This window comes from Xanthomonas sp. CPBF 426 (assembly GCF_903989465.1).
Lineage (GTDB): Bacteria > Pseudomonadota > Gammaproteobacteria > Xanthomonadales > Xanthomonadaceae > Xanthomonas > Xanthomonas euroxanthea.
This window is the reverse complement of the sequence record NZ_LR861805.1, coordinates 1163035-1187548: the sequence shown is the minus strand read 5'-3', so window position 1 is coordinate 1187548 and position 24514 is coordinate 1163035. Positions and strand designations below refer to the sequence as shown.

20 protein-coding genes and 1 pseudogene are annotated in these 24514 nt (G+C 66.0%); 4 read left to right on the top strand and 17 right to left on the bottom strand.

All coding sequences use genetic code 11. From position 1 onward, the window contains the following. Positions 1-272: 272 nt before the first annotated feature. The 9 genes and pseudogenes from H7A87_RS05045 to H7A87_RS05010 all read right to left on the bottom strand — a co-directional run bounded on the left by H7A87_RS05045 (position 273) and on the right by H7A87_RS05010 (position 9992). On the bottom strand, positions 273-1085 hold the full coding sequence (locus H7A87_RS05045) for a ferritin-like domain-containing protein (RefSeq protein WP_180496890.1): 813 nt from the start codon (positions 1083-1085) through the stop codon (positions 273-275). A gap of 268 nt (positions 1086-1353) precedes the next feature. Further along, positions 1354-2820, bottom strand: a complete 1467-nt coding sequence (gene purF / locus H7A87_RS05040) for an amidophosphoribosyltransferase (RefSeq protein WP_104582292.1) — start codon at positions 2818-2820, stop codon at positions 1354-1356. Between the two features lie 30 nt (positions 2821-2850). Further along, positions 2851-3597: a CvpA family protein gene (locus H7A87_RS05035; protein ID WP_115676267.1), complete on the bottom strand. Its 747-nt coding sequence runs from the start codon at positions 3595-3597 to the stop codon at positions 2851-2853. A 221-nt stretch (positions 3598-3818) separates the two neighbouring features. Next, entirely contained in the window at positions 3819-4886 is a 1068-nt protein-coding gene (locus H7A87_RS05030; RefSeq protein ID WP_119129710.1) for an SPOR domain-containing protein, read from the bottom strand. Positions 4887-4945: 59 nt separating this feature from the next. Further along, positions 4946-6238 carry a bifunctional tetrahydrofolate synthase/dihydrofolate synthase gene (folC, locus tag H7A87_RS05025; RefSeq protein WP_119129709.1) on the bottom strand — a complete coding sequence of 431 codons (1293 nt, stop codon included), beginning with the start codon at positions 6236-6238 and terminating at the stop codon, positions 4946-4948. Positions 6239-6372: 134 nt separating this feature from the next. Further along, positions 6373-6882: a hypothetical protein gene (locus H7A87_RS05020; protein ID WP_104582288.1), complete on the bottom strand. Its 510-nt coding sequence runs from the start codon at positions 6880-6882 to the stop codon at positions 6373-6375. An 89-nt stretch (positions 6883-6971) separates the two neighbouring features. Next, the gene (locus tag H7A87_RS05015) at positions 6972-7616 is read right to left on the bottom strand and encodes a histidine phosphatase family protein (RefSeq protein WP_119129708.1); all 645 of its coding nucleotides are present in this window, start codon (positions 7614-7616) and stop codon (positions 6972-6974) included. A 92-nt stretch (positions 7617-7708) separates the two neighbouring features. Beyond that, positions 7709-7899, bottom strand: a pseudogene (locus tag H7A87_RS20785) (S46 family peptidase); the annotation flags it as partial. 11 nt (positions 7900-7910) lie between these two features. Next, complete coding sequence (locus H7A87_RS05010; protein ID WP_119129707.1) at positions 7911-9992, bottom strand: phospholipase C, phosphocholine-specific; 2082 nt, start codon at positions 9990-9992, stop codon at positions 7911-7913. 193 nt (positions 9993-10185) lie between these two features. Between H7A87_RS05010 and H7A87_RS05005 the strand changes: the two genes are divergently transcribed. Next, positions 10186-12519, top strand: a complete 2334-nt coding sequence (locus H7A87_RS05005; protein ID WP_119129706.1) for a TonB-dependent receptor — start codon at positions 10186-10188, stop codon at positions 12517-12519. Positions 12520-13192: 673 nt separating this feature from the next. Then, the gene (tdh, locus tag H7A87_RS05000) at positions 13193-14227 is read left to right on the top strand and encodes an L-threonine 3-dehydrogenase (RefSeq protein WP_180496889.1); all 1035 of its coding nucleotides are present in this window, start codon (positions 13193-13195) and stop codon (positions 14225-14227) included. A gap of 804 nt (positions 14228-15031) precedes the next feature. Here tdh and H7A87_RS04995 read toward each other — a convergent pair. The 5 genes from H7A87_RS04995 to H7A87_RS04975 form a co-directional block, all read right to left on the bottom strand. Then, the gene (locus tag H7A87_RS04995) at positions 15032-15748 is read right to left on the bottom strand and encodes a TorF family putative porin (RefSeq protein ID WP_104649509.1); all 717 of its coding nucleotides are present in this window, start codon (positions 15746-15748) and stop codon (positions 15032-15034) included. A gap of 288 nt (positions 15749-16036) precedes the next feature. Beyond that, positions 16037-17068: a sulfate/molybdate ABC transporter ATP-binding protein gene (locus H7A87_RS04990; protein WP_119129749.1), complete on the bottom strand. Its 1032-nt coding sequence runs from the start codon at positions 17066-17068 to the stop codon at positions 16037-16039. Positions 17069-17075: 7 nt separating this feature from the next. Further along, entirely contained in the window at positions 17076-18029 is a 954-nt protein-coding gene (gene cysW, locus H7A87_RS04985) for a sulfate ABC transporter permease subunit CysW (protein ID WP_104582285.1), read from the bottom strand. Next, a complete protein-coding gene (gene cysT, locus H7A87_RS04980; protein WP_119129705.1) occupies positions 18026-18886 on the bottom strand; it encodes a sulfate ABC transporter permease subunit CysT in 861 nt (286 codons plus the stop codon). Before cysT ends, cysW begins: the two co-directional genes overlap by 4 nt. A gap of 3 nt (positions 18887-18889) precedes the next feature. Then, the gene (locus H7A87_RS04975; RefSeq protein WP_104649506.1) at positions 18890-19990 is read right to left on the bottom strand and encodes a sulfate ABC transporter substrate-binding protein; all 1101 of its coding nucleotides are present in this window, start codon (positions 19988-19990) and stop codon (positions 18890-18892) included. An 89-nt stretch (positions 19991-20079) separates the two neighbouring features. Between H7A87_RS04975 and kbl the strand changes: the two genes are divergently transcribed. Together kbl and H7A87_RS04965 are read left to right on the top strand one after the other, a co-directional pair. Further along, positions 20080-21288, top strand: a complete 1209-nt coding sequence (kbl, locus tag H7A87_RS04970) for a glycine C-acetyltransferase (protein WP_119129704.1) — start codon at positions 20080-20082, stop codon at positions 21286-21288. After that, positions 21289-21678 carry an HNH endonuclease gene (locus H7A87_RS04965; RefSeq protein ID WP_104649504.1) on the top strand — a complete coding sequence of 130 codons (390 nt, stop codon included), beginning with the start codon at positions 21289-21291 and terminating at the stop codon, positions 21676-21678. It abuts the gene before it with no gap. On the opposite strand, the gene H7A87_RS04960 is transcribed toward H7A87_RS04965, so the two are convergent. The 3 genes from H7A87_RS04960 to H7A87_RS04950 form a co-directional block, all read right to left on the bottom strand. After that, positions 21632-22483 (bottom strand): pseudouridine synthase, encoded by an 852-nt coding sequence (locus H7A87_RS04960; RefSeq protein WP_119129703.1) that lies wholly within the window; start codon positions 22481-22483, stop codon positions 21632-21634. The two genes, H7A87_RS04965 and H7A87_RS04960, sit on opposite strands and share 47 nt — an antisense overlap. 19 nt (positions 22484-22502) lie before the next feature. Further along, a complete protein-coding gene (locus H7A87_RS04955) occupies positions 22503-23018 on the bottom strand; it encodes a hypothetical protein (RefSeq protein ID WP_024938551.1) in 516 nt (171 codons plus the stop codon). 189 nt (positions 23019-23207) lie between these two features. Then, a complete protein-coding gene (locus tag H7A87_RS04950) occupies positions 23208-24305 on the bottom strand; it encodes an OmpA family protein (protein ID WP_104532906.1) in 1098 nt (365 codons plus the stop codon). Positions 24306-24514: the final 209 nt, after the last annotated feature.

Genomic DNA, 24514 nt, shown 5'->3' with positions numbered 1-24514 from the left:
CGCACAGTCCGGCGGTCGAAGGCGCATTGCAGCGCACGTCGTCTGCGGCGTCCGGCGACATCGAGTCCGCGTGATTGCCGGGGGCGACCGGTGGCGGTACGCATCGATGCGGCGCGTTGCGCGCGTTCCGCACGCAGTGCGCCCGGTGCTGCATGCACGACACGACGGGCGCGTTTCAGGCAGCGCAGCATCGGTACTGGCCGATTCGATCTGCCCGCATACGGCGCTCAAGCGAGCGTGCAACTACGGCCGACGCCTCCACCACCGGCTGCTCAGCCGGCCTGCTCCACCAGATCGGCCAGTTCGTCCTCGTCGAAGCCGGCAAGCAGCCGCGCCTGCAGATTGAACGGCCCGTGCAGGTAACCGCCGGCGTACTCGTGCAGCAGCGCCTTGAAGCGCGCGCGCGGCTCGATGCCGGCCTGCGCGCAATACCAGCGGTACCAGCGCGAGCCGGCCGCCACGTGCGCCACTTCCTCGCGCAGGATGGTGTCCAGCACCTCGGCAGTGGCGGTATCGCCGAGCGAACGCAGTTTGACGATCATCGCCGGCGTCACATCCAGCCCGCGCGCTTCCAGCACGCGCGGCACCAGCGCCATGCGCGCCAGGCCGTCGTGCGCGGTTTTCTCGCACATTTCCCACAGGCCGTTGTGCGCGGCGAAGTCGCCGTAGTCGTGGTCATGTGCGTGCAACCGCGCGCGCAGCAGCATGAAGTGGCGCGATTCGTCATCGGCCACGCCAACCCAGTCGGCATAGAACGCCTCCGGCAGCCCACGGAAGCGATACACCGCATCCCAGGCCAGATCGATGGCGTTGAGCTCGATATGCGCGATGGCGTGGATAAAGGCGGCGCGCCCTTCCAGGCTGCCCAGCCCACGCCGCGGCACCTGCCGCGGATGCACCAGCACCGGCCTGGCAGGCCGGCCCGGCATGCGGATCGGCTGCGGTGGCGCCGCCTGCGGCGATGGCAGCGGCAAGCTGCCGGCGCGGAACGCGGCCGCATGCCGCTGCGTCAATGCGACCTTCTCCAGCGGATCGGCCGCCTGCAGGCAGGCATGTGCGGCTTGCAGAAGATCCATCGTGTCCATCACTCCGTCTTTGCGATAAACCGCAGGGCCGACAACACCGGCAGTTGGCGCTTCACGCTGCAGCGGCGATCGCCATCCCGACGCCGCCATCGCAGGTTCGGTCTGCGCACATCCACAGCGGCCGGCGAAACTGCCGCACCACCGCAGCGCACGCCATGTCGCGCCCGGCTGCAGCCAGCTGACGCGATCACCACGCAGCCGGTCGGCATGGCACAGGGACGCCATGCCATGCCTGGGGAGCGCCGGCCTGCAGCGCTAGCGCAGACCGTTATGCGCGGCGACGCTTCTTGGCATCGTCCGAGCGCAGCTGCTGGATGCGTTCGAAATAGCCCGGCTCGATGCCGGTGATGTATTCGCCGTTGAAGCACGAGGAATCGAACTGCTGGATGTCCGGGTTGCCTTCGCGCACCGCCACTTCCAGGTCTTCCAGATCCTGGTAGATCAGCCAGTCGCAGCCGAGGAATTCCTGGATTTCCAGCTCGCTGCGGCCATGCGCGATCAGCTCTTCGGCTGCCGGCATGTCGATGCCGTAGATATTGGGGTAACGCACAGGCGGCGCGGCCGAGGCCAGATACACCTTGCGTGCACCGGCATCGCGCGCCATCTGCACGATCTGCCGGCTGGTGGTGCCGCGCACGATCGAATCGTCGACCAGTAGCACCACGCGGTTGCGGAATTCCAGGTGGATCGGATTGAGCTTGCGCCGCACCGATTTCTGCCGCTCGCCCTGCCCCGGCATGATGAAGGTCCGGCCCACGTAGCGATTCTTGACGAAGCCCTCGCGGTACTTCACCCCGAGCACGTTGGACATCTCCAGCGCCACATCGCGCGAGGTGTCCGGGATCGGAATGATGGTGTCGATATCGTGATCCGGGCGCAGGCGCAGGATCTTCTCGCCCAGCTTCAGGCCCATGCGCATGCGCGCCTTGTGCACCGAGATGTTGTCGATCATCGAATCCGGGCGCGCGAAGTACACATACTCGAAGATGCACGGCGCGTTGACGGTCGGCGCGGCGCAGACTTCCGAAAACAGCTCGCCGCGCGCGGTGATCACCATCGCCTCGCCGGGGCGCAGGTCGCGCACGCGCTGGTAGCCGAGGATGTCCAGGGCAGCCGATTCGGAGGAGACGATGTATTCGGTGCCTTCGGCGTGCTCGCGCTTGCCCAGCACCAGCGGACGGATGCCGTGCGGGTCGCGGAAGGCCACCAGTCCCAGGCCCAGCACCACGCTGACCACCGCATAGCCGCCCTTGCAGCGGCGGTGCACGCCGGCCACCGCGCGGATCGCCGCCTCGGGGGTGAGCATGCGCTGCGCATCCAGCTCGTAGGCGAACACGTTCAGCAGCACTTCGCTGTCCGAATCGGTGTTGATGTTGCGGCGGTCGGCCTCGAACACCTGCTGGCGCAAGGCCTCGGTGTTGATCAGGTTGCCGTTGTGCGCCAGCGCGATGCCGTAGGGCGAGTTGACGTAGAACGGCTGCGCCTCGTCCATGCCTTCCGAGCCTGCGGTCGGATAGCGGCAATGAGCGATGCCGACACGGCCTTCCAGCACCGCCATCTTCTTTTCGTCGAAGACATCGCGCACCAGCCCGTTGGCTTTTTGCACGCGCAGGCGCGTGCCGTCTGCGGTGGCGATGCCTGCGGCGTCCTGCCCACGATGCTGCAGGACGGTCAGGCCGTCATACAGCTGCCCGGCGACGTTCTGGTTGCCGACAATACCGACGATGCCACACATGGTGCGCGTTCTCCGCTACGGCTTGCGCCGTTACTGTGAAGGGGGCCGTGCCTGGCCTTGGGACTCGACCCGAGCCGGGTCGCTTTCTCCGCCGCGAACCTGCGCCGGATCGATATTGGCCGGCATCGCCTGCGCCGGATTGCGTCCGTCGCTGGCAGCTTTGCCGGGTTGTCCAAGCGCACGCGTGATGGTGTCGCTCAGACCGGACCCGGACAGCGCCTTGCCCAGGTCCGCATTATCGCCTGCCGAGGGCAACTTCCCCAACTCCGTTGGCAGGTTGCCGAGTTCCATCGATGGCATGTCCATCGACGGCATCCGCCAGGCCGGCAGTTGCGCCCGCATCCAGCTCGCGCCCGGCGACAGCATCGGCATCAGCATCGACTGGCGCCAGGCCGGCTCGCGCGGCAGCGGCGTGAAGCTCATCAGCAGCACCAGCACGCTGGCCAGAAAGCCGCCGCGCACCAGGCCCAGGCCGAAGCCGAGCATGCGGTCCATCCCGCCCAGGCGCACCGCATCCACGCCGGCGCGGATCACCATGCCGATCACCGCCACGGTGATCAGCACGCCGACGAACACCATCGCGTAGCCGCCGAACGACTCGGTGGCCGACGGATGCTTGCCATCGGCGATCCAGCGCGCGGCCGGGCCGCCGAACTGGAACGTCGCCCAGCCGGCCAGCAACCACGACAGCGTGCCGACCACGATGGCGACAAATCCGCGCAGCAGGCCCAACAGGGCCGACACCAGGATGATGACGCCCAGCACCATGTCGATCATTGCCCACTTCTCCGCGCGGCGCGCACGCCGCTGGTCCAACCTGGCTCGGTGTTCATTGCGCTCCCCTCCATGGGTGTGAGGCGATCAGGAATCCGCTCGCCGCCGGCGATACCACGCGAAACGGTGACCCGGCATGCTGCGGACGAGCCGCACCACGCAGCGAACCACCCGACTGCCGATCCTCGGCACTGACCGCGCCCGCCCGATGGCGGCGTAGTGGCTTACGGATGCGGACGCACCATGCCGGAAATGCCGACCTTGGCCGCCACCTGCGCGCGCAGCTGTTCGGCATCGCCGCGATTGGCGACCGGGCCGACGCGCACGCGGTTGAGCGCGCCCTTGTCGGTGCGCACCTGTTCGACGAAGGCGCTGAAGCCGGCGGCGCGCACGCGGTCGCGCAAGGCGTCGGCGTCTTCGGCGCGACCGAAGGCGCCCAGCTGCACAGCAAAGCCGACCGAGCTGGCTGCAGGCGCTGCCGGCGCGGCGGGCGCCGCGACGACCGGCTTGGCCGGCTCGGGCTTGGCTGGCTCCGTTTTCGCCACCTCCGGCTTGGCCGGGGCAGGCTTGGGCGCTTCGGCCGGCTTGGGCGCGGTGGCCAGCGGCTTGGCCGGCTCCGGCGGCAGGCTTTCGGTCTTGGTCGGGGCGGTCGTGCCGGCGGCGGCCACGCTGCTGGTCGGCTTGGCGGCCGTTGCGGGCGCCGGCGTGCTGGCTGCCGGCGCCGGCGCGGCGGCGTTGGCATCCAGCGTCACCACCTGGGCGTTGACATCGCTGCGCACTTTCACCGCCTGCAGGCGCGCCGCTTCGGCCTGGGCCTGATCGACATACGGCCCCACGCGCACGCGCCAGGCCGGGCGGCCGTTGATCTGGGTCTTTTCGCTGAAGCCGGGCAGCTGCGCCTGCTTGAGCCGCGCCAGTACCGCATCGGCATCGGCGCTGGTGGCGTAGGCACCGAAGTTGACCGCGTAGTTGCCGGCCGCCACCTCGGGTGCCGATGGCGTACTGGCCGGGTTGGCCAGATCGGCTGCGTCCGGGTTGTCCTGCACCGCGGCCGGCGCCGTGGCGGCACCGCGCATGCCCAGCGCGCCACCGGCCGGCGCATCGCCCGGGGTGACCAGCGGCAATTCGCGGGTCTCGAACTCGCCATTGGCCGGTGCGGCAGGTGCCTCCAGCGGCACGTCGGCCACGCCGCTCGACGGCGCAGGGCCCTTGACCAGCATCGGCAGGAAGATCACGGCGAGCGCCACCAGGACGATGGCGCCAATCAGTCGCTGTTTCAGAGCAGTATCCACGTAGAGAGACGAAAGGCGGCGTGGCGGGGTGCCGCGGCGATTATAAGGCCGCAGCCGGGCTACCGCCCCGGGTGGACTGAACGAAGTGCGTTTAGCGCGTCGGCAACGGTATGAAACGAGCCGAACACCAGCACCCGATCACCGGGGGCGGCCTGCGCCAGCACTGCGCCCAATGCGCCCGCCACATCGCCGTGACATACCGCCTGCGCTGCCGCACTGCCCTGCAGACGGACCTGCAAGGCCTGCGCCGACTGCCCACGCGCGCCGTCCAGCCCGGCCAGGCTCCAGTGGTCGACCTGCGTGGCCACCGCCTCCACCACGCCCAGCACGTCCTTGTCCGCCAGTGCGGCGTAGATGGCATGCGTGCTGCCCATGTGCGCCTGCGCGCCCAGTGCATCGGCCAGCGCGCGCGCGGCCTGCGGGTTGTGGCCGACGTCCAGCAGCACCTGCACGCCATCGACGTCACAGCGCTGCAATCGCCCGACCACCCGCGCGCTGGAAATTCCCTGCGCCCACGCGGCATCGGGCAGCGCTTCCGGCAAGGCCTGCAGCGCGGCAATTGCCGCGGCCGCATTGGCCAGCTGCACCGGCGCGTGCAGGGCCGGCATCGGCAGCTCCAGCGTCACCGCGACATCGCGCCAGCGCCACTGCGGCGCTTCTGGATGCTGCGCCTCGATCGGCTCGAAGAAATAATCGCTGCCGGCGCGGATGGCGTTGGCGCCCAGCTGGTAGGCACGCCGCAGTACGCTCGATGGCGGGTCGATTTCGCCCAGCACCACCGGCTTCCAGGCGCGGATGATGCCGGCCTTCTCGGCGCCGATCGCTTCGCGGTCTTCGCCCAGCCAATCGGTATGGTCGATATCCACGGTGGTGATCACCGCGACATCCGAGTCGACGATATTGACTGCATCCAGGCGCCCGCCCAGGCCGATTTCCAGCACCGCCAGGTCCAGCGCGGAGCGCTGCAGCAGCCACAGCGCCGCCAGCGTGCCGTATTCGAAATAGGTCAGCGTGGTGTCGCCGCGCACTGCCTCGACCGCCGCAAATGCCTCGACCAGCGCGGCATCGCTCGCATCGACGCCATCGATGCGCACACGCTCGTTGTAGTGCAGCAGATGCGGCGAGGTGTAGCTGCCCACCTTCCAGCCGGCGGCGCGCCCGATCGCCTCGATGAAGGCCACGGTGGACCCCTTGCCATTGGTGCCACCGACCACGATGACGTGCCTGGCAGGCGCGGCAAGCTGCAGACGTGCCGCCACCTCGCGCACGCGCTCCAGGCCCATGGCAATGGTGCTTGGATGCTGCTGCTCGATATAGACGAGCCAGTCGGAGAGGGAGTCGGTTGCGTTCACGGCGGGGACTGCGCAGGAAGAACCGCATTATCGCGAATTTTCAGGCCCTCACGTAGTCGGACAAACGACGCCATCTTGCCCAGGCGCATGCGCCTGTCGTTGCCGACTCCAATTGTCTGTGTCGGACGTCCCGATCACCGGGCGTCTTCGATCGCTGCAACCCGCATTCCCAACAGCGAGCGCTGACCGGTCAACACCACGGTCACCTGCTGATCGAGATGCCGACGATAGAGCGCCTCGCTGACGCACAGATGGCCGGGAAACCGATTTTCCAGCGGCCCGCCACGCAATCGGTATTTGCACGAACGCCCGCTTTGAAAGTACTCGACCTGCATCACATGCGTTTCCTTGAAATCGACACCGGCCATACGCGTGTACACCCACGGCGCCCCTAGAGCCAGTACGAGCCAGCACAGAAATCCCAACAGCGGCGGCGCCAGGCAGATCGCCAGAACCGTGTTCAGCGGCTGCGTACCGAAGACCGCCTTCCATCCGCCGATGCGATAGGCCGGCGCAAAGATCAGCACCGTCAATGCGCCTCCCAGCAGCACCATCGGCGCTACCCAGTTCCGACCAGAAAGAAACGGTGCGGGAATGAAGTCGGAAAACACCGCTAGCGCCAACAGGCCGCACACACTGCCCAAGACAGCGCACCGAAGCACCTTGGGCCAGTTGGCGATGGTCCAGCGATGACGCACCACAGCGCGATCCTGCATCCTTGCCGGGCGTTGCCTTACAGCGCCCGATGCTTGGCTTCGCCAAAGAACGGCGTGTGGTGCGCGCAGTCGTTGAGCCGCACCACTTCCAGGTGATCCACGTCCTCGCCCTCGAGCAGGTTGAGCGTGGTCGGTGCCTGGCGGAAGGTCCACAGCCGGGACAGCGGCAGGCCCAGGATCTTGCACAGGATCACGCGGTTGACCGCATCGTGCGCGACCACCAGCAAGGTGTCGGCCGTGCCCAGGCCATCGGCCGCGCGCGCCAGGCCACGCCAGCTGCGGTCCAGCACCTGACGCAGGGATTCGCCGCCGGGCATCAGCACGGTATCGGGCTCGTCGCGCCAGGCGCGCAGACGTGCCGGATCCTTGTCGTTGATCTCGCTGGCCAGCAAGCCTTCCCATTCGCCGTGGGCGATTTCCTGCAGGTCTGCATCGGTCTGCAGCAGGTTTTCGCGCGCGCTGCCCAGCGCCAGCCTGGCGGTGGCCTGCGCGCGTGACAGCGGCGAGGCCACCGCGCGGGTGATCTCCAACGACTGCAGACGCGCGCCGAGCGCGGCCGCCTGGCCTTCGCCGACCGGCGACAGCGGGATATCGATCTGGCCCTGGTAGCGGCCTTCGGCGTTCCACGGCGTCTCGCCGTGACGGGCAAGCAGGATGCGCATGCGCGAGAGATTCCTTGGGGGAAGGGGCCGGCTCGCCGCAGCGAAACGGGAGCGCATGATAACCCCTCCCGCTGCGGTGCCGGCCGCCCGCATCAGCGCAGGCCGGGTTGCTGCAGCGGTGGCGGTGCCGGGGCCACTTCCGTCATGACCCAGCGCAACCACCGCGATCCACGGCGACGATGCGAGTCATCGGCGGATCGGAGATCCTGCCGCTCACCGACTTCCGGTTGCCATCAAAGGCCGGCACAACCAGCCTGCCCTGCGCGGCCATCGCCGGCGAGCCCCGACACCGACTCAGACGCGCCCGAATGCCGGATCACTGCGGCTGGGCCTGCCGGTTTCCAGATGCCCGGCCAGCCGGCGGCGGAACGCGGTTCCGGGCTGTTCCAGCACGACGTCGTACCAGTGATCACTGGCTGCAAGCGCCAGCCGCACGGTCTGGCGCTGACCTGCGGCCAGGTGCATCGACCGCACGGCCGGGTCTGCATAGTCCAGCGCGCGCAGCTGCAGCGTGCACGGTTGCCGTCCGGCGTTGCCGATGTCCAGCACCAGCATCTCGCCGTCCTGCCGCGCCTCCAACCACGGCGCTGCCGATTGCGTCCCGGCTGCAGCGAGGTCGCCAGCGAATTCGCGCAGGAAACCATTGGGCCCATGCACGTTCAGCGCATAGGCGCCGTTGTGCGCAGCGCCGACCGGCACATCGTCCAGCTGGGTGCCAGGCAACACGGTGTAGTACCACGGGCCGCCGCTTGCAGCGCTGGTGTAGACATTGAACGCGGCCGCCGCAGCGCCGCTGTTGACGAACTGCAGTTGCACGCCACCTTCGCCCTGCACGCGCGCATGCACCTGCAAGGCGTACGGCAATGCACGCGCCGGACGTTGTCCCGGCTCCTGTCGCGACATGCTGGCCCTGGTCGGCGGCACCGGTAGCGGCTTGTCGCGCACCGCGGCGGTGCGCGCGCGGTAGTCGTCGACCGACGGCAGTGCGCTCACTGCCGAATCGTCCGGCTTGCGGAAATCGAACACGCTGGTCAGATCGCCACTGACCGCCCGGCGCCACGGGCTGATGTTGGGTTCGGCCACACCGAAACGGCGTTCCAGCAACCGCAGTACCGAGGTGTGATCGAACACCTGCGAATTGACCCAGCCGCCGCGCGTCCAGGGCGAGATCACCAGCATCGGCACGCGGATGCCCAAGCCCATCGGCACGCCCGCGTAGACCTCCCCGCGCGTGTCGACGTTGCTGCGCCCCATGCGCGCACCCAACGCCGGCAACGCTGCGGGCACGTGATCGAAGAAGCCGTCGTTCTCGTCGTAGTTGATGATCAACGCGGTCTTGGCCCACACCTGTGGGTTGGCGGTGAGCGCATCGATCAGGCGCGCCACCAGCGACTCGCCATAGGCCGGCGGCGCTTCCGGATGTTCGCAGTACGCGGTGGGCGGCACGATCCAGGACACCTGCGGCAAGCGGTCGGCCTGCACGTCGGCGGCGATCGCGGCGATGAGATGCTCGGCCTGCGTGGTGGCGGCGTTGTCGGCGGTGGAACCGGGCACGCAGGCACGCGCACGCCGATAGCGTTCGTCGTCGGGGTGCAGATCACGATAGTGCGAAAAATACGCCAGCGAGTTGCAGCCGAAGTTGTCGTACTCCTGGTACACGCGCCAATCCACGCCTGCGGCCTGCAGGCGCTGCGCGTAGGTGGTCCAGTCCATCGCCGCATACCCGGGCTTGTCGCGGGCCATGTCGGCGGTCCAGTTGCCGTCGTCGGCGTTGGTCACCACCTGCGCGCCGAGATTGCCCACGCTGGTACCGCTGGTGCCGGTGAACAGGTACATGCGATTGGGATTGGTCGGCCCGTGCAACGAACAGAAATACCCGTCGCAGATGGTGAAGGCATCGGCCAGTGCGTGGTAGTACGGGATGTCGTGACGCTGGAAATACCCCATCGTCAATTCGCCCTTGTACGGCACCCAGGCGTCGTACTCGGCCCAGCGCGCCGGGTCCTGCCCGTGGCCGGCTTTCCAGGAGTGATCCAGGCTCTTGATCAACGGCGCGGACGTGTTTTGCGAATCGAAGGCGAACGGCAGCAGGCGGCGCCCGTCCGCGGCCGGCTGGCTCCAGACCGGGTGGCCGTCGCGCAGCTGCAACGGACGCGGATCGCCGAACCCACGCACGCCACGCAGCGTGCCGAAGTAATGGTCGAACGAGCGATTCTCCTGCATCAGGATCACCACGTGCTCGATGTCGCGCAGTGTGCCGGTGCGCGAGTTGGCCGGCAGCGCGAGTGCGCGGCCGATCGAGGACGGCAGGGCGCCGGCGGCGGTCAGCGCGGCGACGCGCTTGAGGAAATCGCGGCGCGAGGGGGAAGACGTCATGGCTACGGGACCTGCGAGAAATACGTGTACATGCCGCGCACTGCGGCCGGGTAGGACACGTATAGCGGTCAAGCACGACAGTTTTGCGACAGCCACCGTCATCAATGTTTCATACGTCGTTGACACCCTGCGTCGCGAAACGCCGGTCTTGCACCGTGCGTCGCCCTCAGCCGTGCTTGAACAGGATTCCCCCATGACTTCCGCTCGTCGCTTTCATGTCACTCCGCTGGCGCTTGCCCTGGCCGCGCTGCTTCCGGTCATCGCATCTGCGGCCACACCGGTTGCCGTTGCAGAGGCGCCGGTAGCCGATGCCCCGGCCACCGTGGCCGATGCCGCCGCCAATGCCACCCAGCTGGACGCGATCAATGTGGTGTCGCAAGGCAGCACCCGCCAGGTCCAGCGCATCAGCCGGCAGGACATCGAGCAGCTGACACCGGGCAGCAGCGCCTTCAAGGCGGTGGAAAAATTGCCGGGCGTGCAGTTCCAGTCGGCCGATCCGTTCGGCACCTACGAGTGGTCCACGCAGGTCACCCTGCATGGCTTCGACCAGAGCCGGCTGGGCTACACGCTCGATGGCATTCCGCTCGGCAACATGAGCTACGGCGTCACCAACGGCCTGCACATCACCCGCGCCATCATTTCGGAGAACCTCGGCTCGGTGGAGATCGCGCAAGGCGCCGGTGCGCTCGGGACTGCGTCCAACACCAACCTCGGCGGCACCATGCAGTTCTACTCGGCCGATCCGCAGACCACGCCCGGCCTGCGCCTGGTGCAGACGGTCGGCAGCGATGCCACGCGGCGCACCTTCGTGCGTGGCGACACCGGCGACCGCAATGGCCTGTCGGCGTATCTGTCCTACGCCAATGCCAGCACCGACAAGTGGAAAGGCTTCGGCGACCAGCAATCCGAGCAGGCCAACCTCAAGACCGTCTACCAGTGGGGCGATGGCAACCGTCTGAGCCTGTTCGTGGATACCTCGCGGCGCAAGGAATACGACTACATGGACCTGTCGTTGACCAGCCAGCGTGCGCTGGGCTGGGACTACGACTATCTGCAGCCGGATTGGGCCACCGCGGTGCAGATGGCGCGTGCATATCAAACCACCGGCGCCACCAGCGGCGTGGCCAACGGCTATCCGCAATCACTGGCCGGACTTCCCGACGATTACAGCTGGCTCGACGCCAGCTACTACGCCGGCGGCGGTCTGCGCCGCGACAACCTGGCAGGTTTGTCGGGCACGTTCGTGTTCGGCGGCGCCACGCTGGATGCCACGGGCTACTACCATGCCAACCGTGGTGAAGGTCAGTGGGTGACGCCCTATGTGCCGACGTCTGCGCAGGTTCCGCTGTCGATGCGCACCACCGACTACGGCCTGGATCGTTACGGCGGCACCAGCGCATTGAAATGGTCGTGGGGCAACCACGATCTGGAAGTGGGCCTGTGGGCAGAAAACGCACGTACCACGCAGCAGCGCAACTACTTCGCGCTCGGCAACGAGGGCTATACCTCGCTGTACAACGTGTACGAAGTGCAGACGCCGTTCCGCCGCGATTTCCTGCAGCGCTACACCACCCAGACCCGCATGCTGTACCTGCAGGACAGCGTGCGCCTGCTCGACGACCGCCTGACCATCAACTACGGTGCAAAGGCGCTCAGCACCACCACGCGTGCGCAGTCCCTGGTGCCGACCACCGCGCTGGCACAGGGCCGCATCCGCGCCGAGGACAACTTCCTGCCGCAGGTTGGCATCAACTACAAGCTGGACGAACGCCAGGACATCTACGCCTCCTACAGCAAGAACATCGCCGCATTCGGCTTCACCCCGTTCGGCACCTCGCAGGCGGCGTTCGACCGCAGCCGCTCCACGCTGGAGCCGGAAGAATCGCAGACCGTGCAGGTGGGTTACCGCGTGCAGGATGCGCAGTTCCAGCTGTCGGCCGATGCCTACTTCACCAAGTTCTCCAACCGCTTGTTGACCACCTCGCCGTGTAGCGCGGTGCAGACCTGCGCGGCGATCCTGAGCAATGTGGGTGCCGTGCATAGCGCAGGTGCGGATCTGGCCTTGATGTGGCGTCCGATGGAAGGCCTGAGCTGGTTGAATTCGCTGTCGTGGAATCGCTCGCGCTACCAGGACGATTACCTCAACAACGGCGTGGTCGCCACCTCCGGCAAGGACGTGGTCGGCATCCCCGCGTTGATGTTCTCCTCCAGCGCCAGCTACCAACTCGGCAACCTGCGCCTGGATCTGGACGGCAAGTATGTCGACAAGCGCTACATCACCTTCCTCAACGATTCGCAGGTGCCCTCGTACTGGCTGTTCAATGCGGGCGCGCGTTACGACTTCGGTCGCGTGGGCGGGGTGGCCGATGTGGCGTTGGCGCTCAACATCACCAACCTCACCGACAAGCGCTATTTCGCCAGCACCGGCACCAACGGCTACGTGGCCTCCGATCCGCAGGGCTACAACCAGACCATGGTGGTCGGCGCGCCGCGCCAGTACTTCATGAGCCTGGATGTGAAGTTCTAAGCAGCTTTGCACCACCTAAGGCGCCCTCATCCGGCGCTACGCGCCACCTTCTCCCGCATGCGGGAGAAGGCATGCCGACACTCCCCGATACCTCGAGCAGGTCGGCAAGTTACTTTTCCGGGCCTTCACGCGTTCACGCCTGCTCGGCCGCTCCGTATCTCGGCCTCATCTGCTTGTTGTCTCCCCCAGCTTTTCCTTGTTTTTCCTGATTCTCTTCTGTCTTCCCCGCTTTTCCTTTCTGCCTTCCCTGCGTGTCTGCCCTCCCTGCATGGACACCGACGCATTCACGCAAGGCGTCGATCGCATCGGCCCGCTGCGGTGGCCCTTCCTGCACTGCAACTTGCCTGCTTGCTGACTTCCGTGCTTGTTGGCTTCCCTGCCTCGAATTCCTTACTTGTTGCCTCCCTGCTTCTCGAATTCCCCGCTTCTCGAATTCCCTGTTTGTTGTGCTCCCTGTTTCTCGACTTCCCCGCCCTTCCCCCGCTTGCGGGGGAAGGTGCCCGAAGGGCGGATGGGGGCAACCGCCCCGCAACAAACACATACCGCCAACCAACCAACCCAGCGCCACCGCCGCCCCCGAACGCACGGGGACCATTGCTGTTGCACTGCCACATGCACTCACCGCGCGCCGCATATAATCGCCGCCTTACTTTCACTCAGCAGGTCCCGCCAGATGGCGCAGACGATGAAGGCGCTGGTCAAGCGCGAAGCAAACAAGGGCATCTGGCTGGAACAGGTCGCCGTTCCCAGCCCTGGCCCCAACGAGGTGCTGATCAAGCTGGAAAAGACCGCGATCTGCGGCACCGACCTGCATATTTACCTGTGGGACGAGTGGAGCCAGCGCACCATCACCCCCGGCCTGACCATCGGCCATGAGTTCGTCGGCCGCGTGGCCGAGCTCGGTTCGGCGGTAACCGGCTACCAGGTCGGCCAGCGCGTGTCGGCCGAAGGCCACATCGTCTGCGGACATTGCCGCAACTGCCGCGGCGGCCGTCCGCACCTGTGCCCCAACACGGTCGGCATCGGCGTCAACGTCAATGGCGCCTTCGCCGAGTACATGGTGATGCCGGCCAGCAACCTGTGGCCGATCCCCGACCAGATTCCTTCCGAGCTGGCCGCGTTCTTCGACCCCTACGGCAACGCCGCGCACTGCGCGCTGGAGTTCGATGTCATCGGCGAGGACGTGCTGATCACCGGCGCCGGTCCGATCGGCATCATCGCCGCCGGCATCTGCAAGCACATCGGTGCGCGCAATGTGGTGGTCACCGATGTCAACGACTTCCGCCTCAAGCTGGCCGCCGACATGGGCGCCACGCGCGTGGTCAACGTGTCCAAGACCTCGCTCAAGGACGTCATGGCCGACCTGCACATGGAAGGCTTCGACGTGGGCCTGGAAATGAGCGGCAACCCGCGCGCCTTCAACGACATGCTCGACTGCATGTACCACGGCGGCAAGATCGCCATGCTCGGCATCATGCCGCGCGGCGCCGGTTGCGACTGGGACAAGATCATCTTCAAGGGTCTGACCGTGCAGGGCATCTACGGTCGCAAGATGTACGAGACCTGGTACAAGATGACGCAACTGGTGCTGTCGGGCTTCCCGCTGCACAAGGTGCTGACCCATCAGTTGCCGATCGACGACTTCCAGAAGGGCTTCGACCTGATGGAAGAAGGCAAGGCCGGCAAGGTCGTGTTGAGCTGGAACTGACCGGCCAATACGTTTCAACGCAAAAGGCGCCGCGAGGCGCCTTTTGCATGTCCGTTTTCAGAGCGCAGGCAACGCAAGCGAAGCTTAGTGGGTCGAGGGCGCGGCGGCCTCAATGCACCAATAAGTTAGTCGGTGGTCAGGTAAAAAAAACACGCTTATTGCTAGGCGGTGAGACGCCCAGAGTTCCATAGATTGCTTGTTGGCAGTCCGCCCGTTGCTCAGCGCGCGACGGGAAAATCGTCGGACGCAAGGTGATCCTGACGATGTACGCCATGGTCTGCTTGCAACCACGCACCGACCATCTCGACTGGTCCTTGCCCGCTCACCGTCGCGGGACCTTACGCGGCATGGATGCCGCGTAAGAGCCTACAGGGACGTACTTGCGGCGTGTTCCGCGTCGGTGGGCGGGCAAGGGCCCTGCAGCCAGGTAGCAGATCAGCCGCTCTACGCTTGAGCTATCGCATGGGCGACTGCTGCAAAAGACCGAGCATCTCAACTGGTCCTTGCCCGCTCACCGTCGCGGGACCTTACGCGGCATGGATGCCGCGTAAGAGCCTACAGGGACGTACTTGCGGCGTGTCCTGCGATGGTCGGCGGGCAAGGGCCCTGCAGCCAGGCAGCAGATCAGCGGCTCTGCATCTGCAAGTGATCCATCCGCACGTTGCAATCACTTAAAGACAAGACAAACGCAATTTGAGTCTTGGGGTCTTTCAACTTCAGGGCACCTAGGAGTCCGAGCATCGACTCTTCCCGCCTCATCACCACATAGCCAGATCGTCAAAACCGCTGTTCAGGCAATTGCCCTCACGGCCAGGTGACTGTCGCAGTCGCCACCAGATGGTTCTGCGAATTCTGCCGCCCGAAGCCGAATTCCGCCGCTTCGCTGGTGTCGTAATAGCCCACGCTCAGACCCAATGGACCGAACACCTTGCCGACATTCACGCCAAAGTCGTTGTAGTCGTGGTCCACCTGGCTCAGCGAGGAGGTATAGACGCTGTGCCCCGCATGCGCGCCGAAGGTGAAGTCGTGTGGCAGCGACCAGTTGGCATCCAGCGCGTAGTAGTAGCCATCGGTCTTGGTGCCATAGAGATCGTTGGTATAGGCAACGGTAAGGCTATAGGTCTTCAGGAACGTGGTCTTGGTGATCAGCTCGGCGTAATTGGACGCGCCCGCTCCCAGATACTGGTAGCGATTGACCATCACATCGAAATTGAAGTTGGTGCCCAGGTCGGTGTTGTAGCCGACAAAACCATCCACTTCCCAATCCGGGTCGCCGGCACCGTAGTCGACGTTGGAGGTCCAGGTGCCGATGTACAGGCCGAACGGCGTCTTGTAGGTGAGCCCGGCCTGGAAGGCGGGCTCCTCATTGGTCTGCGAAATACCGCGGAACAGGTAGTCGCTGGTCACCGCAAAGGTACCGCTAAAGGGGGAAGCGGAGGCTTCTTCGTCCTGCGCCTGTGCCAACGGCGCGACACCAAGCAGCAGCAACGACAGACAACACGCGAGCGAGGACGGCTTCATGGACATCTCCTGGAGCGATGGGCGGTCGGATTGCGCGAGGCGGGACTGCCATGCCTTATTAGTCCAACCGTCATTGCAGCGCAACAGACAAGTCGCGCTCGCTTGACCTGGCGCACAAGCTTGAGAGCAGATGACGCCGGTCAGGGTTCTGTCTCATCGACCGCCCGCGCGGAATCTTGATGGGCCGGGAGTGGAGATTGGAGATTGGGGATTGGGGATTAGCAGGGATTCGCTTCGCTTTTGCGAATTCCCAATTCCCAATCCCGAAATCCCGAATCCCGGCCCAAATCAGACCGGAAACACACCGTAATGCCGCGCTGCCAGCCGCAGCTGCTGCCCAGGCTGGAAGCTGCCCGCCGATGCCGGCAGCTCCACTTCCACCTCGTTGCCTGCCGGCTCCAGCGTGGCGCGCAGCCGCAGACGCGCCCCGCTGCGCTGCGACCAGGCCACCGTGGCCGGCCAGCCGGCATCGTCCGGCACCAGATCTTCCGGCCGCACGTAGACTTCTACCGGGCCGGCCGCCAACGCGGCATTGGCTGCCGGCAAGGCATGCCCGGCGACCTGGATCTGGCCTTGCGCCAGCACTCCCGGAATGCGGTTCACCGCGCCCACGAACGAATACACGAACGGCGAGGCCGGCTTGTCGTAGATCATCGCCGGCGTGTCGAGCTGCTCGATGCGGCCGCGATTGAGGATCGCCACCCGGTCGGCCAGCTCCAGCGCTTCTTCCTGGTCGTGGGTGACGAACACCGTGGTCAGGCCGGTGCGCTCGTGCAGCTCGCGCAGCCAGCGGCGCAGATCGCGGCGCACCTGCGCATCCAGCGCACCGAAGGGCTCGTCCAGCAGCAACACGCGCGGCTCGATCGCCAGTGCACGCGCCAGCGCCACGCGCTGCCGCTGGCCGCCGGACAGCTGGGTGGGATAGCGGTGCTCGAGGCCCTGCAACTGCACCAGCGCCAGCAACTCTTCCACGCGTGCGCGGATGCGTGCTTCGGCCCAGCGCTCGGCGCCGCGCCGCACCCGCAGGCCGAAGGCGATGTTCTCGAACACGTCCATATGCTTGAACAGTGCATAGTGCTGGAACACGAAACCGACCCGGCGCGACTGCACGCTCATGCGTGTGGCGTCTTCGTCGCCGAACAGCACCTGGCCGCCATCGGCATGCTCCAGCCCGGCCATGATCCGCAGCAAGGTGGTCTTGCCGGAGCCGGACGGCCCCAGCAAGGCCAGCAACTCACCCTGACGCACGTCCAGGGTGATGTCGTCCAGCGCGGTGAACGTGTCGAACTGCTTGCGCAGGCGGTGGATGCGGATGCCCATGTTCACCTCAATGTCGGTGGTTGGCGGCGAGCGAATCGCCGTGCCGCCATTCCAGGTACGTCTTCAGCGCCAGCGTCAGCAGCGCAGTCAATGCCAGCAACGAGGCACACGCAAACGCGGCGCTGTAGGCGTATTCGTTGTAGAGGATTTCCACGTGCAGGGGCAGCGTGTTGGTGCGCCCGCGGATATGCCCGGACACCACCGACACCGCACCGAACTCGCCCATCGCGCGCGCCGCGCACAGCAACACGCCATACATCAGGCCCCAGCGGATGTTGGGCAGGGTCACCCGCCAGAACATCTGCCAACCATTCGCGCCCAGGCTCAGTGCGGCCAGCTCCTCATCGCTGCCCTGCTGCTCCATCAGCGGCATCAGCTCGCGCGCGATGAACGGGAAAGTGACAAACGTCGTCGCCAGCACGATGCCGGGCAGCGCAAACACGATGCGCGGCAACTGGACCAGCAACTCGCCAAAAAACGGCAGCTGCAGCCGCCAGCCTTCGTCGATCAACGGCCATGCCCAGCCGCTGCGGCCGAAGATCAGCACGAAGATCAGGCCGGCCACCACCGGCGATACCGAAAACGGCAGGTCGATCAGGCTGATCAGCAAGCGCTTGCCGGGGAACCGGTGCTTGCTGACAGCCCACGCTGCCGCCACGCCGAACACCAGGTTCAGCGGCAGCACGATGGCAGTGACGATCAGGGTCAGCTTGATCGCCGACAGCGCATCCGGGTCGACGATCGCACGCAGGAAGGTCTCCCAGCCGCCGCGCAGCGCCTCGGCGAACACCAGCACCAGCGGCAGCAGCAGAAACGCCAGCAGGAACAGCAGCGCACCCACAATCATCAGCCACTGCACCCAACGCGGCTCGTTGGTGGCCGAGTCGGTGATCCGGCGCGCCTGTTCGGTCATCTGGCGGGTCTGCACCATGGCGGGCAGCGGCGAGACAGCATCGTTCATGCAGTCCTCCGTTGATAGCGCAGCAGGCGTGCCTGCAGCGTATTGACCACCAGCAGGATCACGAACGACAGCAGCAGCATCGCCGCGGCAATGGCGGTGGCGCCGGCGTAGTCGAATTCCTCCAGCCGGATGGTGATCAGCAACGGCGCGATCTCGGTGGAATTGGGCAGGTTGCCGGCGATGAAGATCACCGAACCGTACTCACCCACGCCGCGCGCGAATGCCAGCGCGAACCCGGTCAGGACCGCCGGCCAGAGCCCCGGCAGCACCACCCGCCACACGGTCTGCCAGCGCGATGCGCCCAACGTGGCGGCGGCCGCTTCCAGTTCGCGCTCGCTCTCGGCCAGCACCGGCTGTACCACCCGCACCACGAACGGCAACCCGACGAACACCAGTGCCAGCACGATGCCCAGCTGGGTGTAGGCCACCTTGATGCCGACCGCTTCCAGCCAGCGCCCGACCCAGCCGTTGCCGCCGTACAAGGCGGTCAGCGCGATGCCGGCCACCGCGGTCGGCAACGCGAACGGCAGGTCGATCACCGCATCGAACAGGCGCTTGCCCGGAAAGTTGTAGCGCACAAACACCCAGGCCACCCAGGTGCCCATCACCGCATTGAAGGCGCCGGCCGCAAACGCGGTGCCGAAGCTCACCCGCAACGCCGACAGCACGCGCGGCTCGCTCCACACCCGCCACAGGCCGTCCCAGCCCAATCCGCTGGTCTTGATGAAGATGCCCAGCAGCGGGATCAGCACGATCAGTCCCAGCCAGGTCAGCGTGATTCCAAGACTCAAGCCCAGCCCGGGCATAACGCGTCGGCGCGGTGCCGGCGCTGGGTGGGGTGCAACCGACATCTGCATCGCCTACTTTTTTGCCTGGATCTGGTCGAACACGCCACCGTCGGCGAAGTGTTCCTGCTGCGCCTTGTCCCACGACCCGAACGCGTCCTGGATGGTCACCAGCTTGATGTCCGGGAACCGTGCCAGATCGGCGGGATCGGCAAATTCCGGGTGGCGTGGGCGATAGAAATGCTTGGCCGCCAGCTTCTGCCCTTCCGGCGCATACAGGTAGCGTAGATACGCCTCGGCCACATCGCGGGTGCCGTGCTTGTCGACGTTCTTGTCGACCAGCGCCACCGACGGCTCGGCCAGAATCGACAGCTTCGGCACCACGATCTCGAACTTGTCCTTGCCCAGCTCCTCGCGCGCCAGCAGTGCCTCGTTTTCCCAGGCCAGCAGCACATCGCCGATGCCACGCTGCACGAACGTGGTGGTGGCGCCGCGCGCGCCGGTATCGAGCACCGGGACGTTGCGGAACAACGCCTGCATGTAGCGCATGATGCGCTCGCGGTCGCCCTTGAAGATGTGGTCGGCGTATGCCCAGGCAGCCAGGTAGTTCCAGCGCGCGCCGCCGGAGGTCTTGGGGTTGGGCGTCACCACCGCCACGCCCGAGCGCAGCAGGTCCGGCCAATCGTGGATGTTCTTCGGGTTGCCCTTGCGCACCAGGAACACGATCGTCGAGGTGTACGGCGCGCTGTTGTCGGGCAGGCGCTTCTCCCAGTCGCTGTCGATCAGCTTGGCCTTTTCGGCGATCGCGTCGACGTCGTAAGCCAGTGCCAGCGTCACCACGTCGGCTTCGATGCCATCGATCACCGCGCGCGCCTGTTTGCCGGAGCCGCCGTGCGAGGTCTCCACCGTGACGGTGTCCTGCGGATGCTGCTGCTTCCACTGCGCGGCAAAGGCGCTGTTGTAGTCGCGGTAGAACTCGCGGGTGGGGTCGTAACTGACATTGAGCAAGCCGATGTCGCGCGCGCCCGCCTGGCCGGCCAGGACCAGCAGGCTGCACAACACGGTCGATACAAGACGGAAGCGGGGGTGGGTCACAGCAATCTCCAAACCGTTGGGGCGCAGCTGAACAGCAAGCATGCCATGCTGCGCAGCGGCACGCAGGCGGTGAAATGACATCAAGGCCGCGCCTTATGCCGATTTTGCATGACGTAGTGGTATGCCACCGTGATCGTTAAAATCATGCGTCTCTTGCCACTGCGATCGCCATGACCAACGCTCCCGCCGCGCTGACCGCCCATTACGCCGCCGAACTGGACACCATCCAGGCCCAGGGCTTGTTCAAGTCCGAGCGCATCATCACCGGCCCGCAGTCGGCCCGGATCACCCTGGCCGATGGCCGCAGCGTACTCAACTTCTGCGCCAACAACTATCTGGGTCTGGCCGACCACCCGGACATCATCCAGGCCGCCAAGGACGCGCTGGACACGCACGGTTTCGGCATGGCCTCGGTGCGCTTCATCTGCGGCACCCAGGATCTGCACAAGCAGCTCGAGCGCACCATCGCCGACTTTTTCGGTACCGAGGACACCATCCTCTACGCCGCCTGTTTCGATGCCAACGGTGGCCTGTTCGAACCGCTGCTCGGCGAAGCCGACGCGATCATCTCCGATGCGCTCAACCACGCTTCCATCATCGACGGCGTGCGCCTGTGCAAGGCCAAGCGCTTCCGCTACGCCAATTGCGACATGGCCGATCTGGAAGCGCAGCTGCAGGCCGCCGATGCGGCTGGCTGCAAGACCAAGCTGATCACCAGCGACGGCGTGTTCTCGATGGACGGCTTCATCGCCCCGCTCGACGAGATCACCGCCCTCGCCCGCAAATACAACGCGCTGGTGCATATCGACGAATGCCATGCCACCGGCTTTCTTGGCGCCACCGGCCGCGGCTCGGCCGAGGTCAAGGGCGTGCTGGACCGGATCGACATCATCACCGGCACGCTGGGCAAGGCGATGGGCGGTGCGTTGGGCGGCTTCACCACCGCCAGGCGCGAAGTCATCGAACTGCTGCGCCAGCGCTCGCGCCCGTATCTGTTCTCCAACTCGTTGCCGCCGCATGTGGTGGCCGCCGGCATCAAGGCCTTCGAGATGCTGGAAGCCGCCGGCGAGCTGCGCACGCAACTGGTCGACAACACCCGCTATTTCCGCGAGCGCATGACCGCCGCCGGCTTCGACCTCAAGCCCGGCGTGCATCCGATCAGCCCGGTGATGCTCTACGACGCACCGCTGGCGCAGAAGTTCGCCGAGCGCCTGCTGGAAGAAGGCATCTACGCAATCGGCTTCTTCTTCCCGGTGGTGCCCAAGGGGCAGGCGCGCATCCGCACCCAGATCAGTGCCGCGCATACCCGCGCGCAGCTGGATCAGGCGATCGACGCGTTCATCAAGATCGGCCGCGAACTCGACGTCATCAAGGACTGAATGCGCACGGTACTGCGCCAACGGCTGCTGCTGGCGGCGCAGACCGATACGCAGGCGCAGCTGCTGGACGGCAACTGGGAAACCCGTTGCCTGCATTGCCGTCGGCGCCTGCAACTGCGCGCCGATGGCGAACCGCTCGGGCACACCACGCTGGAACACGTGGTCCCGCAGGCCTGGTTTGGCCGTCGCGCGGCGGCAGCGCTGTGCGCGCTGGTCGACGACGATGCCAATGCAGCGCGTAATCTCGCCCTGGCCTGTGCCAGCTGCAACCACGCCAAGGGCCGTCGCCACGATGCCAACGGTGCCGGCGACGCCCGCGCCGTGGAGGTGGTCAGCGCCTTGCTCAGCGCGCGCCTGGTGCGTTGGCGGGAGCCGCCGTCAGCGCGCTGACTTCCTCCGGACTGAGCATCCGCCACGCCCCCTTGCCCAACTCGCCCATCGCCAGCGAGCCGATTGCAACCCGCACCAACCGCAGCACGCTGATCTCCACCGCCGCCAGCAAGCGGCGAATCTGCCGATTGCGACCTTCGTCCAGCACGATCTCCAGCCACGCATTGCGCTCGCCTTCGCGCAGCACGCCGACCCGCCTGGCGCGCAGCAGCACGCCCTCGCCGTCCGGGTCGGGATCGACCACGCCGGCCTGCAGCTGCGCCAGTTGCGCAGCGCTCGGGCGGCAATCGATCTGCACGTGATAGGTCTTGTCCGGCCCGGTCGCCGGGTCGGTCACGGCCGCTGCCCATTGCGGGTCGTTGCTGAAGAGCAGCATGCCTTCGCTGGCCTTGTCCAATCGCCCGACCGGGGCGATCCACGGCAGGCCGGCGCCATCGAAGCAGCGATACACCGTGTCCCTGCCCTGCTCGTCGCGCACAGTGGTGACCACGCCGCGCGGCTTGTTGAGCATCAGGTAGCAGCGCGCCGGCCCGGACAACGGGTGTCCGTCGATGCGGATGCTGGACTGCTGGTCGGCACGGACCGGATATTCGGGATCGTGCACCACGCGTGCCGCCACGCTGACCCGCCCTGCAGCGATCCAGCGCGCAGCTTCAGTACGCGAACACACGCCCAGTTTGGACAGCACGCGCGCCAGCCCGTGGCGCGGCGCGCTGGTCGCCGTGGTCATGCCGGAGGCGCGTGACGCGCCCGCCGGACCACGCGTGCGCTGCCGGGACGTCGCCGGCGCAGGCCGCCGGGTCATGCCGTCCCGACCGCGCTGCTTACTTGTTTTCGACCGACTTGGCGTCGGCCGCGGGCGTTGCGGTTGCCGCAGCAGCCGGCGCCGGCGCAGCCACCGGACGCGCCTTGACCACGCGCACGCCGCGCGCCTTCATCCAGGCGTCGAATTCTTCGGCGGTCATGCGCTTGCCGTTCTGGCTCATGTCAAAGCGCCACGGCGTGTTGTCGAATGCGGTGGTGGCCTTGTAGGCGGCCGGATCGTTCGGATTGACGGTGCCGCCGGGCGGAATGACCTTGGCGAGGTCCTGGCAGCCTTCCACGCGCAGACGCAGCAACACGCGGTCCACCGACTGCTCGGTGGTGTACGGCTGTGCCAGCACGCCAGTGGGCATGCCCAGCTGCACGCTACGGGTGTAGAACTCGGCGGCCGCCGGCGCGATGACGGTGGCGGGCAACGGCAACGGCTGGGACACCGTGCTGCCGGCACAGTTCGGAGCGGCGTAGGCGGCGGGAATCAGGGCGAGACAGAGCAATCCAGCCGTAGCGGTACGCAGCATCGGGTTCTTCCAGTATGAGTGTGGTGTTGACGCGGCGAGTGTAGGCAGCGATGAACCCTGTTTCAACCGGAAGCGTGCCTGGATGGCAACGCAGACAGGATTTGCACTGTCCGGGTACAGATTTCCGGTTCCCACAAAGACAAAACCCGGCGCAAGGCCGGGTTTTGTATGCAACAGCTAGCGGTCCAATTAGTTCTGGACGTTCAGCTCGGTACGACGGTTCTTCGCACGGCCTTCCGGATTGTCGGAACCATCCGGGTTGGCGTTCGGAGCAATCGGACGGCTCTCGCCGTAGCCGATCGGACCAACCAGACGCGACGCATCGACGCCGTTCTTGGTCAGGTAGTCGTACACGGTGGTCGCACGACGCTCGGACAGCTTCTGGTTGTACGCGTCGGTACCCTTCGAGTCGGTGTGACCGGCAACCTCGACCTTCAGGTCGGGGTAACGCTTCAGGATCTCGGTCGCTTCGCTCAGGATCGAGACGGCGTCCGGACGCAGGGTCGACTTGTTGAAGTCGAAGTTCACGCCCTTCAGGTCGATCGACACAGGCACCGGGCAACCGTCCGGACCGATGGTCTGGCCAGGCTGCGAAGCCGGGCACTTGTCGTCGCAGTTGTTGACGCCGTCACCGTCGTCATCCAGGTCTGCGCAGCTCGGGGCAACCGGAGCCGGAGCCGGCGGCGGAGCGGTCGACGGAGCCGGTCCCAGCGGGATCACGACGCCGACCGAAGCCAGCACGTCGCCGAACCAGTCTTCCTGCGGAGCAGCAACGCTCTGGTCGTTGAAGTCAGCGCGGTAGGCCAACTCGGCACGCACGGCGACGCGCTTGTCGAAGGTGGTCTGCAGACCGACACCAGCCTTGGCGGCAAAGTTGCCGTCCTTCTGCTGGCCCGGCGAAACCGGGTTCGGGGTCGCGTCGAACTCTTCTTCCGAACGCTGGTAGCCCAGACCGAACAGCAGGTAGGGGTTCCAGCCGCGGCCTTCCTGGATGAAGTGGCGACGCAGGTCGAACGAGATGCCGTACTGGCTCCAGTTCTGGTCCTGGTTGGCATCGAAGTTCGGGTTCTGATAGTTCAGCTCGCCGTCGATCGACCAGTTCGGGCTAACGAACTTGCCCAGACCCAGGGTGACGAACGGGGCGTCATTGGTCAGACGATCGCTGTCCTGGAAGTTGAAGCCAGCGCTACCGGTCAGGTACCAACGGTCATCGAACTCCTGCGCGGAAGCAGCCTGGGCAACCGCCAGACCGCCGAGCAACGCGGCAGTGAGAATTTTCTTGTTCATGTGTATACAGCTCCTTCTTTGGGAGATAAAACCGATAGAGGCGTTGTTCTTGGTAAAGATGCTCGTCACATCCAGAGCCATCGGGGCGCAGATTAAGCCGGCTTCAGTGAAGATCGCGTTAACGGTCATATAACATGTGAAAGCAATCACCAGGGCCGGCGATCCCTTTCAATACTACGTATACAGTTTCATGAAGGGAAGGACCGCGC